A 12,761-nucleotide genomic window follows, 5' to 3' on the forward strand; every position below is an offset into this window, starting at 1 on the left:
TAAATGAATAACCAGAATTAATTCATAAAAAAATAGGAATGGAAAATATCAAATTACGAGGACTTGCCACCATCAGTTTTTATGCAGACAACCACGAAGAAGCAAAAAAATGGTACAGCGAAATTTTGGGAATGGAACCTTATTTTAATGTACCAGGCTATTCGGAATTTCGACTTGGAGATGATCAGCACGAACTCGGAATTATTGACGGTAAATATGCACCGAAGAATTCAACGAAAGAAGTTGGTGGAGCAATCGCCTATTGGCACGTTGACGAATTAGAAAAAACACTCGATTTACTGATTTCTAAAGGAGCTAAATTATTTGAACCAATTATTGACAGAAGTGGTGGAAAAATGGTTTTTGTAACCACTTCTGTAATCGACCCATTTGGAAACGTTCTCGGAATCATGACCAATAAACACTATTTAGAAACTTTGAAAAAAAGAGATTAGGAAATGGAAATGAAAGATGGAAAACCATAGTTAGTTTACCCGAAAATTATTCACATAAGGATACTAACAACTAATATTCTAATATAAAATGAAAAGTCATTCTTTTACAGCAATTATAGAAATCATAGGAATCAATCCTTATGTACAAATCCCTGAAACTATTTTACAACAAATTTTTGTGCAAGCGGGTAAAAACAAAGGACACATTCCAATCAAAGGAACTGTTAATAAACAACCGTACACTCAAACCTTGCTAAAATACAGTGGTTTGTGGCGACTCTACATCAATACAACAATGCTTAAAGATTCTCCAAAACGTATTGGTGAAACTATTGCCTTGACTATTGAATATGACCCAGTAGATAGAACCATTGTTCCCCATCCAAAATTGATAGAAGCTCTAAATAAGAATAAAGAAGCTAAAATTAAATTTGATAAAATATCTCCTTCCCTACGAAAAGAAATAGTAAGGTATATTGCATATCTGAAAACAGAAAAAAGTGTTGATTATAACATAACAAGAGCTATCAACTTTTTGTTAGGTAAGGAACGTTTTATTGGAAGAGATAAACCTTGATTTCTATTTCTTTGTTAGCTATTTTTTCGAACACGGACTAAGCCGAAGCTTTTTGTTTGGTTTTGTTTCTTTGGTTTTCACAAAGCCAAATCAACAAGATTTTGCGACTTAGTAACTCGCATTAAGTTTAGCTGGTGTTGGTAGTAGTTATTTCTTTATTTTCTGATGGTATAATCCAAAATTTTCAAGTTCGTTAATTACAGGCTTTAGTCCATCTGCGTGTTTAGTCAGTCCATATTCAACTGTTGGTGGAATAGTTGGAAAAACTTCTCTTGTAATAAGATAATTGTGTTCCAATTCTTTAAGTCTTGTTGAAAGTATATTAGGCGAAATTCCGATTATTTCACGTTCCAATTCCTTAAATCTTTTAGGGCTTTTTTGTACCAAAGCATAAATAATTGGTAACGTCCATTTTTTAGACAGCAAATCAATAGAATAGTCAACTGGACAAATTATTTTATTTTTTTTCATTACATATATAATTGATAATCAATAAAACTACATATTATGTTACTAATTCATAAAATTATAACTACTTGTAAATATGAAGTTAATATATTTATTTTACAAACAAAAATATGAAAAAATTAATTTTACTAATTATAATCATAACAACTGTGAGTTGTGCAGTTAAGAAAACAAAGAAAATGGATAAAATTATTTCTACAGAAGAACTTAAAAGTACACGAGAATTTTTTAATGGATTGGGTAAAATTTATAAACCTGATGTTGAAGTTCAACAAGGTCAAGAAATCATTTCTGGAATAGTATGTTATTCTTTTACTCCTCCAAATATTAATAATAAAAGGTTAGTGTTATATGCTCATGGTGGTTCTTTCGCTCTTGGTGGAATTGAGTCGCATAAAGCAATGATGACACATTTAGCTAAAACTACCCAAACAAAAATTATCTTTGTCGAATATGCATTAGCTCCTGAAAATCCTTTTCCTAATGGTGTCAATGATTTTTTTGAAGTTTATAAGGGACTAAAATCTAAAAATGAAAATAAAAAAATATTTGTCTGTGGCGATAGTGCTGGATGTGGTATCATTCTTTCATCTATGGGCAAACTACAAAACAAGAAAATTCAGAAGCCTAATGGTGTGATTTTTATTTCACCTTGGTTAAATCTTTATTGCAATTCAGAAAGCTATTTTTTTAACAAAGAAAATGACCCCATTATAAAGAAAGAAGAGTTGGTTAAATATGCCAACTTATATATCGGAAATTCAGATTTAAAGAATGTAAGTCCTTCAAATTTATCTTTTCCAAGTTTTCCACCAAATTTGGTTGCAGTTGGAAAAAATGAAGTTTTGTTGCAAGACAGTAAAGATTTTAATAAAAAATTAAAAAATGTTCAGTCAAAATCTTTTCTATTGGAATTTGAAAATGTTACACACGTTTGGCCTTTAACCGATATTAATTCGAAGTCAACAAAGAGTTTGTTTACCGAAATATCTAATTTTTTGGATAATGAAACTAACTGAACGTCAAGCTAAATTTTGTATTAATCTTACCGTCTCAATCGTAATGTCTGTTTGTATGAGTTTTGGAATGATTTTAGAAAAGATGTAATGAGTATAGACAGGGCATTTCAACAACTGCTTAAAAAACCGAATCTTGACCCAAAAGGGTATTGCGTAGAGCAGTATGCAACTGACAAAGAAGTTGTAACCTGTATGATAAGACTTGATGAATAAAGCAACGAACGGCTAACAAATATATATATAAATAATAGGCGAAATATCACTAAATTCAAGGGTTTTTACTTCTATCAAGCTTTGTGCTTTTCGGAAAGTTCTGTACTTCGCAACCGCCTACTTTTCAAGATATACTAACCTTAAAAAGAAAGAGGTTGCTAAAAAACAACCTCTTTTAATATGACTATTTTTATGGCTAATCTATTCCTAAGCGAATAGCCTTTTCAACGGGGGAATATCCGATATCAGAATCTGAAATAGACAATTCGCCCCTTAACAACAAAGGTGGTTGTGCCATAAATTTAGGCGTACTTCCCCTGTGTGGTTGTCCTGAATGAACCAAAAACGGATGGCATAAGTAAACTGTACCCGCTTTACCAGTTGCAAACACTTCTTTTCTTTTGGGCAACTCGTCTAACTTGCCTGCAAGTTCCATAAAAGAAATACCTGAATCTCCCTCTTTATATAATACGCTTGCAACATCAATATGCGAACCCTCATAAATGATTGTCGGAGCATCATTTTCGCTGACATCTGAATACAGAATCAACATTAATAGTGCTCTTCCTTTCGATTTGACATTAACACGCCATTCAAGAAAATTATTCGGGTCATTTCCCGGAAAACTTGCATCTACGTGTTTACCAGTATCATTAGGTTGTTGGCTAGATGGAAATCTGACAGGGAATGTTCCTACGTTCCGACAAGGAATCCATTTGTCTTTACCTATTAACTGATTAAAAGCGTTATGTAACTTTGGAGTATTTACTGAATTAACAAATGGTTCATTTGTGTACATTCCCAAACGAATTACAGGCTCAATCCAAGTTGAAGGGTTTGACCTGTCGCAAGGAAGGTCATTCCATAGAATATCTAAAGCAGCATCTGCTGTTTCCTTGGAAAATGAATTATCAAGACGAATAAAACCGTTATGGATAAAATGCTCAATTTCCTTTTTACTTAGTATATCTGACATATTTTTTTTGTTTAAAAAACCAACCACATACAGAAACAAATCCTGTGAACAAGTAGGGCTTGGTTTTAAGATTTTTAATAAAATGAGTGAATAATAGAAAACCACGCTTTGTATAAATAAAGCGTATTGCTTAAGACTAAGCTTGAAAGGAATATTATAGCATTACGGTCATTCTCATAGCGACAAAATTAAAAAAATATTTCTAAATCAACAAAAAAGAGTATGCACATAACATTGTATAAGCGTAATGGTTGCTGGCACCTAAAATCGAGAAGATAAAAATTTTTCTAAAAAAACATTGCGTAACCTGAAAGTTACTTATATATTTACGTAACCTTAAAGTTACATAACAATGAAAACAGAAATTAAACACCAATGGTTTTATAATCAATCTCCCGAAGAAATTTGGGAATATCTCACAAAGTCGGAGTTAATAGAAAAATGGTTGATGCCCAATGATTTTAAGCTAAAATTGGGATATGAATTTAAGTTTACAACGAATCCAATTCCAAGCTTAAACCTTGACGGAACCTTTTATTGCAAAGTTTTAGAAATTGTTCCTTTAAAAAAACTTGTTTATAGTTGGAACGGTGGTTTGAGCAAAAATAATCCAACACTTGAAACCATTGTGGAGTGGACTTTAGAAACTAAAGATCATGGAACTGAATTAACCCTTGTTCACAGCGGATTTAAAGAAGAGAATAGCTCTATTCTTACTGCCATGTTTGATGGTTGGGACAAAAACATTCAAAAAATGTTTACGAATTTAACCCCGCACTAATATGTCAATACCCACTCTTGATGCCTTTCAGGTAATTGCAGACCCAAGCCGTAGGCAAATTTTGGATATGCTTACCAAAAACACCTATAATATAAATGCTTTAGCAGAAAATTTTGAAATGAGCAGACCGGCCGTATCAAAACATATTAAAATATTGCAATCAGCAGGCTTTATATCAATTCAAGAAATAGGCAGGGAAAGACATTGTATTTTAAATCAGCAAGGATTTAATGAGCTAAAAGCTTGGATTAACCATTTTGATGAATTTTGGAATAGTAAACTCCAAAATTTGGAAACTATTTTAAATACTAAAAAAGACTAAAATACCTTAGAAATGCAAAACGAAATTCTATCACAATTATTTGAACAAAACAAAAAGGACTGTTCTCATTTCTGTAAAAATATAAACACTGAGAACTCAGCTTATCGCTTAACAGCGGAAACAGCCTCTGTAGGGTTTATTTATAGACATATCGGTGAAACAACAAATTTAATTGGACAATTCTTTGGTCACAATACTGATATAGAAGGAACAACCATAGGGAAAAAAGATACAGAAACTGAGTTTGACCTTGAAACTAGTAGAATGTATTTTGAAAATGGCTATAATACGCTTGATAAATTAATTGCCAATACCTCAGACCAAGAATGGCTTGAAGAAATTGAGACAACTTGGTTTGGTAAAATAGCACGAATAAAACTATTTTCAATTCTACTTAATCATAATACGCATCATTGCGGACAAATATCTTCTGCGATTGTAAAAGGAAAAAAGTTCAAGAAAAACAATGAATAGCCTAATATAAACAGTAATTACAAAATCAATAAATGGAACAAAGAATAAGTGTATTAACTATTGGAGCAGATGACCTAAACGCAATGAAAAACTTTTATAGCAAAGTTTTAGGTTGGACAACAGTTGCAGAAAACAAAGACATAGCATTTTATAAGCTCAATGGTTTTTTATTGAGCATTTGCGACAAGAAAATGCTTGCTGATTTTATTGGAATTGACCATAAAGGAGAAGGTTTTCGTTCTGTGACAATTGGCTACAATGTAAATAGTAAAGAAGAAGTTTTAAAATTGTATGACCAACTAAAAAACAAAGTAAAAATATTAAAAGAACCCACAGAACCACCTTTTGGCGGACTCTTTTTTTACTTCACGGACATTGAAGGAAACATAATTGAAATAGCACAGAATTAATTTGTAACGCTAGACAACTTAAAAAACGCCATCGACCATAAATCTATTAGTGATTTGTAAAAATACAATGATTGACACAAAAGACATACTCGAAAATGTAACACAGCACGACAAGTTGACCATAAGAGTTAGCTCAAATAATAGTGTTCAATTACCAAAGGAAGTTTATCAGAAACTTTTAAAACCACACCGTAAGCAGCATTATTTTTTTGTTTTTCTCATAAAAGGTCAGTCAACACATTCCGTTGATTTACTAGAAACAACCATTGCGGCAGGTCAAATTCTATTTATTTTACCGCACCAAATACACTTGTTGCCTGCAAAGAAAAATGATATTGAATATTTTAAACTTGCTTTTGATAATACTTGTCTGTCACTACTTCCCAAACCTTTGCTGTTTTTAATCAATCCACTAAATAAACAACAAGTAATCACTTTAGATAAAGATGCCATACAACGGGTAAAAATGATTTTTGAAATGCTAGCTCAACTCTTGCAAACCGAAAACAATAACACACAATTAATTCTTGCAAACCTAAATACGTTGCTTACAGAATGTAATCATTCCTATTTTATAAACACCAAAGAAGATATTTCTACCAATAGTAATATTTCAAAATTTATCGAGTTCAAACATATTGTGGAAACAGAATTGACGGAACAAAATAGTATTCAGAGTATTGCTGTTAAATTAGCTGTTACAAGCAATTACCTTTATAACATTGTAAAAAAGTATTCAGGACTTTCCCCTAAAGAATTTATTACAAATCGATTGATTTTAGAAGCGCAACGAAAATTGTATTACGCTGAAACTTCGGTAAAGGAATTAGCTTTTGAATTGGGGTTTTCCGATCCTGCTTATTTTTCTAAACTTTTTAAAAAGAAAACAGGGAAAAGCATTACCGAATTTGTGGAAAATATTCAAGATTTGTCGGGTCATAAAAGTGATTTGACCAACGCAATAGAAAACCCAATGACAACCTTTGTGGCTCACAAATAAAAATAAGACAATGAAAATCGCATTAGTCACAGGAGCAAACAAAGGAATAGGATTTGAAACGGCTAAAAAATTAGCCGAATTAGGGCATTACGTTTATTTAGGTTGCCGCAACTTAGACTTAGGTCAAAAAGCAGTTAACGAACTTCACAAAAATGGACTTAAAAACACAGAGGTAATAGAAATCGACCTGACAAAATCCAAGACGATTAAAAAGGCAAAAAACACCATCGAATCAAAATTCGGACTTCTCGATATTTTAGTCAACAATGCCGGAATTTTAGGAACGGTTCCACAACCTGCGGTATCGACAAATGTGGAAGAAATCCGCACCATATTCAACACCAATTTTTTCGGTACCATAGAAGTTACTCAAGAATTGTTGCCATTGCTTCAAAAGTCAGAAGCAGGACGAATTGTAAATGTTACGAGCGACCTTGCTTCGCTGACACTTCATAATGACCCGACTTGGAAATATTATCCGTTCAAATCCGCAGGATATAGCGTTTCTAAAACTGCTTTAAACAGTTACACGATTATGTTGGCTTTCGGACTTAAAGAAACTAATATAAAAGTAAATGCCGTAAATCCAGGACATACAGCCACCGATTTTAATAATCATAGAGGCGATAAAAATCCAGAAGAAACAGCTGGAGTTATTGTAAAGTATGCGACTACTGGAAATGATGGGCCAACTGGGAAATTTTTGAATTCAGATGGAGAAATGCCTTGGTAAAATATAAAAGAATAAAACGTTAGAAAAATGGAAGTTAGAGAAGCATACAATATTTGGGCAAGCCAATATGACAGTAATAACAACAAAACAAGAGATCTTGAGGGTGTTGCTTTAAAAAACACTCTCTCTAATATCAGTTTTACAAATTGCCTGGAAATTGGTTGTGGTACAGGCAAAAATACGACATGGTTGCATACAAAAGGAAACAATATAGTGTCAGTGGATTTTTCTGAAGCTATGTTAGCAAAAGCCAAAAGCAAAATTCTTTCTGAAAAAGTAAAATTTATACAAGCGGATATTAACAAGAATTGGGATTTTGCAAATCAAGAAAAATTTGATCTAGCAACGTTTAGTTTGGTACTAGAGCATATTGAAAACTTGAATAGTATCTTTGAAAAATTAAGTAAAGTTATTACACCCAATGGATATGTGTATTTGAGTGAGTTACACCCGTTTAAACAATATAGCGGTAGTAAAGCCCGCTTTGAGACAGAAAGTGGAGTACAAATGGTAACTTGTTTTACGCATCACCTCTCTGACTATTGCAATGCAGCATCAACAAACGGTTTTAAAATTGTGTTGATGGAAGAGTATTTTGATGAAGACAATAGAACGAATATTCCTAGAATTCTAACAATACTTTTTCAGAAACATCACAATGAACTTACAGATTAATTAGCAAAAGAGATTGTAGGCTTCCCCTTTTTCGGGGAAGATTACACCATTCTACAATTGGTCTTTCATTTCTGTAGTTGGTAACAGTCGTGAATCTTTAAGAGCAGCCTTACGGTGACCTGCATTTTTTAGATAATCCTCACTTTGTGCAAATTCCATAAATTTTAAAACTGATTGATGTTTAACCAATAAAACAGCATCCCATTTTTCAGTTTCAGGACCAATTAAAAAATCCCTTCCCTTTCCATAATATACAATTTTACTACCTGCTTTTTGAAATTGTGGTTTAGTAGTATGAAGGTATAACTGATAAGCTTCTTCTCCACTAATTTCTTGTTCGGGTCTTAGATGTTCTAAATTGGTATAGTCAGCTATTTCTTTAAATTTTAACAAATTAAGCATTACAATTTCCCCTTTACCTTTAAAATTTTGATAAAACTGTTTACCTGCATCTGGAGTCGCTTCCAAAAATATTTCCATAACACTATTCATTTTTTTGTCATCTAATTTAATGGAATACATTTTTTCAAAGCATATTTTTATTTAAAAAATTTGCGCAATCAAATAACTGCATATATATTTACAGTCAAATAACTGCGTAATGAAATTAAGAAGAGACGTTTTTCAAGCCATAGCCGACCCAACAAGAAGAACTATTATCACATTGGTCGCAGCAAGTGCAATGACACCAAGTGCTATTGCCGAAAACTTCGACTATTCCAGACAAACCATTTCCAAACACATTCAAATTCTTACCGAATGTGAAATTTTGGAACAGGAACAAAAAGGAAGAGAGATTTACTATCAATTAAATCCAAAAGGAATGAAGGAAATAGCTGATTTTATCGAGCCTTTTAGAAAAATGTGGGATGACCGTTTCAATACCTTAGAAGCTGTTATGAAATCGAAGATTCACGAAAATAAAAAATAAAGTGAATAAGAAATTAGTAAAAAACATCAATCAAATACAAAATAAACAATGGAACAGAAAACAAAAATTGATGCCCAAGAAGGTAAGCAAGAGCTAACCATTACCAGAGCTTTTGACCTTCCAGTAGAATTGGTATATAAAGCCTATACCGAGGCTGAATTTATAGCACAATGGATGGGGACCAACGTACTAAAGCTAGAAAACAAAAATCACGGGAGTTATGAGTTCGAAACCTCACACGAAGGAAATGTCATGTTTAAGGCAAATGGAACCATACACAAGCTTATTCCGAACCAAGAAATAGTACGAACTTTTGAAATGGAAAATATGCCCATAGGTGTACAATTGGAGTTTTTGAATTTTGAAAAAGTTACGGCAGACAAAAGCAAATTAACCATTCAGATAATCTATAAATCAGAAAAACACCGAGCTGAGCAACTAAAATTACCATTTGCTTATGGTTTAAATATGGCTCACGATAAATTAGAACAAATACTAACAAGCTTAAAATAAATGAAAACGAATAAAAGAAACAAAATAATCTATTGGATTGCAACCATTTGGCTTTCTTTAGGAATGTTATCTACCGGAATTGTACAATTGTTACAATTAGAAGAGAATATTCAAAGTATGGAACTATTAGGGTATCCTATGTATTTGCTAAGTATTCTAGGGATATGGAAAATTCTGGGAGTTATAACCATCTTAATTCCTAAATTCCCATTACTTAAAGAGTGGGCGTATGCAGGGTTTTTCTTTGTAATGTCGGGTGCTATTATTTCACATGTAGCAGTTGGAGATGAATTAATAACGCTTTTTGGTCCTACCTTACTTTTAGTTCTTACAATTGTTTCTTGGTATTTTAGACCTGCAAACAGAAAATTAGAAAAACAATAGATATGGCTGATTTAAAACCAAAAACTGTAGATGAGTTTATTGATTTGTCTCCAGAGGAAGCACAAGAAGTAATGATCAAACTCAAAAAGCTCATTGAAACCACAGCGTCAAATGCAGAAAGTGGAATAAGTTGGAATGTGCCCATTTATAAATACAACGGAATTCTTGCTGGTTTTTCTTTAGCTAAAAAACACGTGAGCTTTGGTATCGATTCATTAACCGAAGAAATGCGTGAAATTTTAGAAGAAAAAGGATATAAAACAGGTAAAAAGACCATTCAGATAAAGTTTAATCAAGAAGTTCCAGAAGTAGAATTTAAGCAACTGATTCAAGAACAGGCTAAATTAAATGAATCCAAGAACTAATTTTGACAAGAATATGGATTATCCTTTTAATTAATCCACACCAATTTTTTACACCTAAATTATCAATCTAAAACAAATAAAATGAAAAATTTCAAAGACACGGTAGAAGAGTTTTATTCTTTGATTCAAAAGAACAAGTTCATTGAAGCGGTTGACAAATTTTACGACCCAAACATCATTTCAACAGACAACAATAGTGAACCGACAAAAGGCATAGAAAATTTTAGAAAATTGGTTGAGAATTTTATTGCTAATTCAGAAGTTGAAAAACTCGAATTGCTTTCGACTATTGTTGAAGAAAATTTATCGGTTGCTCATTGGCACTACGTCTTTACGAATAAAATATTTGGGAAACTTGATTACAAACAAATGTCGGTTCAGAGATGGAAGGAAGGTAAAATCATTCAGGAAAATCACTTTTACAATTTGGGATAATGAAGGTTCATACTACAAATTATTTTGACACTTTTATCGAAGTAGCAGAAGACACCAAAGCAGACAGCGGGACAAAACCACCAACTAAAGAAAAGAAGACTATTGCAGAAATGCAGTATGAATTGATAGTAAAAAATCCATACAAATATACTTCTGACGATATATTGTTTCAGGTTTTTACAGATCGAAATGATTTGACTAAAGCTGAATATAAACAAGCAAGGGAACAACTTTTCTCAAAGGGACAAGCTTGTTTAAGAGCTTCATCTTTACCCAAAAGGTATGGCTTCGGAATTCATTTTGACAGTAATGGGAAAATTGCAATTTATGGAATGGAAACACCTGAATACGAAAAGTACACTGCCGACAAGAATTTGAAAAAAATAAAAGCAATACGCTCAAAAAAATGATTATAGCTAAAACTCAAAAACAATGTACCGCAAACAATGTCTGACCAAAAAGTTCCAACTGCTCAAATAAAACTACTCACTAAAGAGCAGACAAAACTAAATGAGATTTAACACACAACACTCAATTATGACTGAACTCACATCACAAACACAAGCAACTATTGAAAACTTTCTCAAATTTCTTTCAATAAGAAACTTAAACCAAATCACCAAACTTTTTTCTAATGAAGTGGATTGGTTTATACCAGGTGACGAAACTAAAGCACCATGGCTTGGAAAAAGAAGCAGTAGAAAAGAGGTTGAGCAATTTTATGATTTATTATGGAGCAGTACAGAACCTATTTCAGCACAAATAAGTAATATACTTATTGATCATGAAAATGCAGTAATTACAGGTGAGTTTTCAACTAAAATGCTGCAAACAGGCAAGATTGTAAGCTCTTTATTTTGTATTGTAATGATTGTTGAAAACAACCTAATCACAAAATATCGTTTGCTTGAAGATAGTTATGCCGTTTCAAAGGCACTTAGTCAACAATGATTGATAATAAGATGAAAATAGAAGAACATAATATCAATGGATTAAAAACTGCTGAAATCATTTCAAATGAAATTATAATCCAAACCACAGAAGATGCTTTGGATTTAATGGGTAACATCTATTATCAAGGTTTTGATAAAATAATTTTACATCAAAAAAATATGACACCAGCATTTTTTGATTTAAAAACGAAGATAGCGGGAGATATACTTCAAAAATTCACTCAATATAAAATGCCTTTAATTATCGTAGGCGATTTTTCAAGCTATACGAGTAAAAATCTAAAAGACTTTATCTATGAAAGTAATAAGGGTATGTGAGCTTCCCCATATTAGAACTGCTTAATTTTCTAAAACTAGTTTAAAATTACTGTTTTTAATTCTCTTGGGGCTAGCCCCAAGAGAATTAATTTTTGCATACTTAATTGGAGGAATTTTTCCTAGGGCATCATGTGGCCTGTGGTTGTTATAGTCATCAATCCATATTTGGGTTTGTTCTCTAACCTGATTAAGATCCTCGAATATGTATTTGTTTAGTACTCCTCGTCTATAACTTCCATTGAAGCGTTCTATAAAAGCATTTTGAGTTGGTTTTCCTGGTTGAATATATTTAAAGTCTATTCCATGCATTTCACTCCATTCTTTGGTAATATTAGCGATAAATTCAGGACCATTATCCATTCGTATCTTCTGAGGTTTTCCCTTCTTATTTATTAAGTGGTTAAGCACCCAAACTAACCGATTACTGGTCAGTGAAAAATCTATTTCTATATGAAGGGCTTCTCGGTTAAAATCATCAATTATATTAAAGGCTCGGAATCGCCTTTTGTTTTCTAATACATCAGTTACAAAATCCATGCTCCAAGTATGGTTGAGTTCTTTTGGCACTTCCAAGGGTTCTTTAACTCGTGTAGGTAAACGTTTCTTTATTTTTCTCCTCAAAGGAAGTCCCAACGAGACATAGACCCTATGCATGCGTTTGTGGTTCCATAGATTACCTTCCTCTCGTAAGCGATCATAAGCCTTCCAAAACCCTTCTTCTGAGTGTTCTTGTGCTTTCTGTTGTAAAGCTTGTTCTAT

General features: G+C 32.5%; 22 protein-coding genes. 18 read left to right on the forward strand and 4 right to left on the reverse strand.

Features of this window, described 5'->3' with window-relative positions; translation table 11 throughout:
- The first annotated feature begins 38 nt into the window (after nt 1–38).
- Nucleotides 39–455: a VOC family protein gene (locus tag Q4566_RS15990; protein ID WP_303423380.1), complete on the forward strand. Its 417-nt coding sequence runs from the start codon at nt 39–41 to the stop codon at nt 453–455.
- A gap of 88 nt (nt 456–543) precedes the next feature.
- On the forward strand, nt 544–1,032 hold the full coding sequence (locus tag Q4566_RS15995) for a YdeI/OmpD-associated family protein (protein ID WP_303423382.1): 489 nt from the start codon (nt 544–546) through the stop codon (nt 1,030–1,032).
- A gap of 147 nt (nt 1,033–1,179) precedes the next feature.
- Here the strand turns inward: Q4566_RS15995 and Q4566_RS16000 are convergent, their stop codons facing one another.
- Complete coding sequence (locus Q4566_RS16000) at nt 1,180–1,503, reverse strand: helix-turn-helix domain-containing protein (protein WP_303423385.1); 324 nt, start codon at nt 1,501–1,503, stop codon at nt 1,180–1,182.
- A gap of 107 nt (nt 1,504–1,610) precedes the next feature.
- On the opposite strand from Q4566_RS16000, the gene Q4566_RS16005 reads away from it, so the two are divergent.
- Nucleotides 1,611–2,519 carry an alpha/beta hydrolase fold domain-containing protein gene (locus Q4566_RS16005; RefSeq protein ID WP_303423387.1) on the forward strand — a complete coding sequence of 303 codons (909 nt, stop codon included), beginning with the start codon at nt 1,611–1,613 and terminating at the stop codon, nt 2,517–2,519.
- A 409-nt stretch (nt 2,520–2,928) separates the two neighbouring features.
- Here the strand turns inward: Q4566_RS16005 and Q4566_RS16010 are convergent, their stop codons facing one another.
- The gene (locus Q4566_RS16010; RefSeq protein WP_303423389.1) at nt 2,929–3,708 is read right to left on the reverse strand and encodes a hypothetical protein; all 780 of its coding nucleotides are present in this window, start codon (nt 3,706–3,708) and stop codon (nt 2,929–2,931) included.
- Nucleotides 3,709–4,060: 352 nt separating this feature from the next.
- Between Q4566_RS16010 and Q4566_RS16015 the strand changes: the two genes are divergently transcribed.
- From Q4566_RS16015 to Q4566_RS16045, 7 genes are all read left to right on the forward strand, one after another.
- Nucleotides 4,061–4,489, forward strand: a complete 429-nt coding sequence (locus Q4566_RS16015) for an SRPBCC domain-containing protein (RefSeq protein WP_303423391.1) — start codon at nt 4,061–4,063, stop codon at nt 4,487–4,489.
- A gap of 1 nt (nt 4,490) precedes the next feature.
- Nucleotides 4,491–4,811, forward strand: a complete 321-nt coding sequence (locus Q4566_RS16020) for a helix-turn-helix transcriptional regulator (RefSeq protein WP_303423393.1) — start codon at nt 4,491–4,493, stop codon at nt 4,809–4,811.
- Between the two features lie 12 nt (nt 4,812–4,823).
- On the forward strand, nt 4,824–5,285 hold the full coding sequence (locus Q4566_RS16025; protein WP_303423395.1) for a DinB family protein: 462 nt from the start codon (nt 4,824–4,826) through the stop codon (nt 5,283–5,285).
- Nucleotides 5,286–5,317: 32 nt separating this feature from the next.
- On the forward strand, nt 5,318–5,695 hold the full coding sequence (locus tag Q4566_RS16030; protein WP_303423396.1) for a VOC family protein: 378 nt from the start codon (nt 5,318–5,320) through the stop codon (nt 5,693–5,695).
- Between the two features lie 67 nt (nt 5,696–5,762).
- Nucleotides 5,763–6,695 (forward strand): helix-turn-helix domain-containing protein, encoded by a 933-nt coding sequence (locus Q4566_RS16035; RefSeq protein ID WP_303423397.1) that lies wholly within the window; start codon nt 5,763–5,765, stop codon nt 6,693–6,695.
- A 10-nt stretch (nt 6,696–6,705) separates the two neighbouring features.
- Nucleotides 6,706–7,428 (forward strand): SDR family oxidoreductase, encoded by a 723-nt coding sequence (locus tag Q4566_RS16040; RefSeq protein WP_303423398.1) that lies wholly within the window; start codon nt 6,706–6,708, stop codon nt 7,426–7,428.
- A 27-nt stretch (nt 7,429–7,455) separates the two neighbouring features.
- Complete coding sequence (locus tag Q4566_RS16045; RefSeq protein WP_303423400.1) at nt 7,456–8,103, forward strand: bifunctional 2-polyprenyl-6-hydroxyphenol methylase/3-demethylubiquinol 3-O-methyltransferase UbiG; 648 nt, start codon at nt 7,456–7,458, stop codon at nt 8,101–8,103.
- A 51-nt stretch (nt 8,104–8,154) separates the two neighbouring features.
- Here Q4566_RS16045 and Q4566_RS16050 read toward each other — a convergent pair whose 3' ends face one another.
- Nucleotides 8,155–8,625 (reverse strand): DUF1330 domain-containing protein, encoded by a 471-nt coding sequence (locus tag Q4566_RS16050; protein WP_303423402.1) that lies wholly within the window; start codon nt 8,623–8,625, stop codon nt 8,155–8,157.
- A gap of 79 nt (nt 8,626–8,704) precedes the next feature.
- Between Q4566_RS16050 and Q4566_RS16055 the strand changes: the two genes are divergently transcribed.
- From Q4566_RS16055 to Q4566_RS16090, 8 genes are all read left to right on the forward strand, one after another.
- Nucleotides 8,705–9,034: a helix-turn-helix transcriptional regulator gene (locus tag Q4566_RS16055; RefSeq protein ID WP_303423404.1), complete on the forward strand. Its 330-nt coding sequence runs from the start codon at nt 8,705–8,707 to the stop codon at nt 9,032–9,034.
- A 48-nt stretch (nt 9,035–9,082) separates the two neighbouring features.
- Nucleotides 9,083–9,547: an SRPBCC domain-containing protein gene (locus Q4566_RS16060; RefSeq protein ID WP_303423406.1), complete on the forward strand. Its 465-nt coding sequence runs from the start codon at nt 9,083–9,085 to the stop codon at nt 9,545–9,547.
- Nucleotides 9,548–9,931 carry a DoxX family protein gene (locus Q4566_RS16065; RefSeq protein ID WP_303423408.1) on the forward strand — a complete coding sequence of 128 codons (384 nt, stop codon included), beginning with the start codon at nt 9,548–9,550 and terminating at the stop codon, nt 9,929–9,931.
- Nucleotides 9,932–9,933: 2 nt separating this feature from the next.
- Nucleotides 9,934–10,296 (forward strand): iron chaperone, encoded by a 363-nt coding sequence (locus Q4566_RS16070; protein WP_303423409.1) that lies wholly within the window; start codon nt 9,934–9,936, stop codon nt 10,294–10,296.
- A gap of 81 nt (nt 10,297–10,377) precedes the next feature.
- Entirely contained in the window at nt 10,378–10,731 is a 354-nt protein-coding gene (locus Q4566_RS16075; RefSeq protein WP_303423411.1) for a nuclear transport factor 2 family protein, read from the forward strand.
- Nucleotides 10,731–11,141, forward strand: coding sequence for a DUF6157 family protein (locus Q4566_RS16080; RefSeq protein ID WP_303423413.1), 411 nt, complete (start codon nt 10,731–10,733; stop codon nt 11,139–11,141). The genes Q4566_RS16075 and Q4566_RS16080 overlap by 1 nt, the downstream gene beginning before the upstream one ends.
- 127 nt (nt 11,142–11,268) lie before the next feature.
- Complete coding sequence (locus Q4566_RS16085) at nt 11,269–11,682, forward strand: nuclear transport factor 2 family protein (RefSeq protein WP_303423415.1); 414 nt, start codon at nt 11,269–11,271, stop codon at nt 11,680–11,682.
- Between the two features lie 11 nt (nt 11,683–11,693).
- On the forward strand, nt 11,694–12,002 hold the full coding sequence (locus Q4566_RS16090; RefSeq protein WP_303423417.1) for a DUF4180 domain-containing protein: 309 nt from the start codon (nt 11,694–11,696) through the stop codon (nt 12,000–12,002).
- 21 nt (nt 12,003–12,023) lie between these two features.
- Here the strand turns inward: Q4566_RS16090 and Q4566_RS16095 are convergent.
- The coding region (locus tag Q4566_RS16095) for an IS3 family transposase (RefSeq protein WP_303423419.1) at nt 12,024–12,761 on the reverse strand (738 nt) is incomplete at its 5' end.

Origin of the sequence: Tamlana sp. 2_MG-2023 (genome assembly GCF_030548465.1) — a bacterium.
GTDB lineage: Bacteria > Bacteroidota > Bacteroidia > Flavobacteriales > Flavobacteriaceae > Pseudotamlana.

What these genes read in the sequence shown, in the direction of transcription:
- Q4566_RS16015 (WP_303423391.1), top strand. Translation starts at nt 4,061, where the DNA reads ATGAAAACAGAAATTAAACACCAATGGTTTTATAATCAATCTCCCGAA.
- Q4566_RS16080 (WP_303423413.1), top strand. Translation starts at nt 10,731, where the DNA reads ATGAAGGTTCATACTACAAATTATTTTGACACTTTTATCGAAGTAGCA.
- Q4566_RS16075 (WP_303423411.1), top strand. Translation starts at nt 10,378, where the DNA reads ATGAAAAATTTCAAAGACACGGTAGAAGAGTTTTATTCTTTGATTCAA.
- Q4566_RS16030 (WP_303423396.1), top strand. Translation starts at nt 5,318, where the DNA reads ATGGAACAAAGAATAAGTGTATTAACTATTGGAGCAGATGACCTAAAC.
- Q4566_RS16065 (WP_303423408.1), top strand. Translation starts at nt 9,548, where the DNA reads ATGAAAACGAATAAAAGAAACAAAATAATCTATTGGATTGCAACCATT.
- Q4566_RS16050 (WP_303423402.1), bottom strand. Translation starts at nt 8,625, where the DNA reads ATGTATTCCATTAAATTAGATGACAAAAAAATGAATAGTGTTATGGAA.
- Q4566_RS16010 (WP_303423389.1), bottom strand. Translation starts at nt 3,708, where the DNA reads ATGTCAGATATACTAAGTAAAAAGGAAATTGAGCATTTTATCCATAAC.
- Q4566_RS16040 (WP_303423398.1), top strand. Translation starts at nt 6,706, where the DNA reads ATGAAAATCGCATTAGTCACAGGAGCAAACAAAGGAATAGGATTTGAA.
- Q4566_RS16070 (WP_303423409.1), top strand. Translation starts at nt 9,934, where the DNA reads ATGGCTGATTTAAAACCAAAAACTGTAGATGAGTTTATTGATTTGTCT.
- Q4566_RS16085 (WP_303423415.1), top strand. Translation starts at nt 11,269, where the DNA reads ATGACTGAACTCACATCACAAACACAAGCAACTATTGAAAACTTTCTC.
- Q4566_RS16005 (WP_303423387.1), top strand. Translation starts at nt 1,611, where the DNA reads ATGAAAAAATTAATTTTACTAATTATAATCATAACAACTGTGAGTTGT.
- Q4566_RS16090 (WP_303423417.1), top strand. Translation starts at nt 11,694, where the DNA reads ATGAAAATAGAAGAACATAATATCAATGGATTAAAAACTGCTGAAATC.
- Q4566_RS16025 (WP_303423395.1), top strand. Translation starts at nt 4,824, where the DNA reads ATGCAAAACGAAATTCTATCACAATTATTTGAACAAAACAAAAAGGAC.
- Q4566_RS16045 (WP_303423400.1), top strand. Translation starts at nt 7,456, where the DNA reads ATGGAAGTTAGAGAAGCATACAATATTTGGGCAAGCCAATATGACAGT.
- Q4566_RS15990 (WP_303423380.1), top strand. Translation starts at nt 39, where the DNA reads ATGGAAAATATCAAATTACGAGGACTTGCCACCATCAGTTTTTATGCA.
- Q4566_RS16055 (WP_303423404.1), top strand. Translation starts at nt 8,705, where the DNA reads ATGAAATTAAGAAGAGACGTTTTTCAAGCCATAGCCGACCCAACAAGA.
- Q4566_RS16020 (WP_303423393.1), top strand. Translation starts at nt 4,491, where the DNA reads ATGTCAATACCCACTCTTGATGCCTTTCAGGTAATTGCAGACCCAAGC.
- Q4566_RS16035 (WP_303423397.1), top strand. Translation starts at nt 5,763, where the DNA reads ATGATTGACACAAAAGACATACTCGAAAATGTAACACAGCACGACAAG.
- Q4566_RS16000 (WP_303423385.1), bottom strand. Translation starts at nt 1,503, where the DNA reads ATGAAAAAAAATAAAATAATTTGTCCAGTTGACTATTCTATTGATTTG.
- Q4566_RS15995 (WP_303423382.1), top strand. Translation starts at nt 544, where the DNA reads ATGAAAAGTCATTCTTTTACAGCAATTATAGAAATCATAGGAATCAAT.
- Q4566_RS16060 (WP_303423406.1), top strand. Translation starts at nt 9,083, where the DNA reads ATGGAACAGAAAACAAAAATTGATGCCCAAGAAGGTAAGCAAGAGCTA.